General features: G+C 57.0%; 1 protein-coding gene. It reads left to right on the top strand.

The annotated features are described in order from the left end of the window. Positions 1–99 precede the first annotated feature (99 nt). On the top strand, positions 100–1,293 hold the full coding sequence (locus ACTTK7_RS17205; protein ID WP_462869326.1) for an IS701 family transposase: 1,194 nt from the start codon (positions 100–102) through the stop codon (positions 1,291–1,293). Positions 1,294–1,310 lie beyond the last annotated feature (17 nt).

The raw sequence follows: 1,310 nt of genomic DNA, 5'->3' as shown, positions 1-1,310 counted from the left end.
CTCTCTTTTGTTGCGGGTTTACTAACAATTATTTCCATTAACGATAAAAAAGAGACAGAATCCCCGTAGATACGGTACGATGACATCGACGAAAACACCATCGAGAAAGGATTCTGCCTCAAGTCTACCGTATCATATTCCTCCTGGATCGCCAATATCTTTCACCAATGGAACCTCCGGTTCTTTATGTCTGCTCCGGCCGCGTGGCACATGCAACAGCTGCTGGAAGGCTGGACCCGGGAGCACCGCAATGGGAGCGTGAAAGCCCTCCAAAAAGCTGCGAATCATTCCGCCCACCACTCATCGGTCACCCGGTTTTTTCGCACCTCCCGGGTGGACGACGATGCCCTGGAGCGGAAGCTCCAGCGATTGGTGCTGCAGCATGTCCGGCGGCAGGCTTCCGGCACCCATCCGGTTCTTATTGCCATCGATGATACCGTCGTTCCCAAATCGAAGCCTTCGTCACAGGCGCACCACCCGATCGAAGACGGCGGATATCATTTTGATCATCAGACCGGGACGACCGTTTACGGGCATCAATGGTTGACGGTCATGGTGGGGACTAGCGAGCGTCTGTATCCTTATCATATCGAACGATATGATAAGGAGGGCCCCAGCAAAATCGATCTGGCCCTTCAGCAGCTTTGGACGATCGATGTGGGTAATCGGCCCGTCTATATCCTGGCCGACAGCTGGTATGCGTCGGAAAAACTGATCCGGGCCGTTCGGGACCAGGGCTGGCATTTTATTGGCGCGATCAAAAGCAACCGCGTGCTCCATACGGCGCCCATGCCGTTACCGGCCAGAGACTGGGCCCAACGGGCCCGGCAGGCGGAAGATCCGGACCTTGGGACCGTCCGGACCACCACCTATGAGATGGTTCGGTTTCAGGGGCAGTTGAAAGGGGGCCTGTCCGGCGTGGTCGTTGGTTCCCGGGCTTCTGCTTCCCACGAAGCGTATCGGTTTTTCTTTTCCACCGATTCCTCGATGACCGCCGGGGAGGTCTTATCCTGGTATCAGCATCGATGGGCCATTGAAACCTTTTTCCAGGAAGCCAAGGGCAAGCTGTCGATGGGCGGATACCGGTTGCGGAGCGCCTCGGCCATCCGACGCTATCTGCTTCTCCTTCAAACGGCCTGGCTCCTGCTTGCCTGGGCATTTACCGGCACCATCAGCGAGGCCTTTCATGCCAGTCATCTGGACCATCGGCGACGAGAGATCGCGGATATTTATCAGCGCGCCCGGGCGGGCGCGACCCTGGAAAGCGTGTATGACGCCTACCGCGTGGCCTGACCCACAAAATCATCGGG

It is taken from the genome of Marinococcus tarijensis (assembly GCF_054971385.1).
This window is presented reverse-complemented; position numbering and strand designations above follow the sequence as displayed.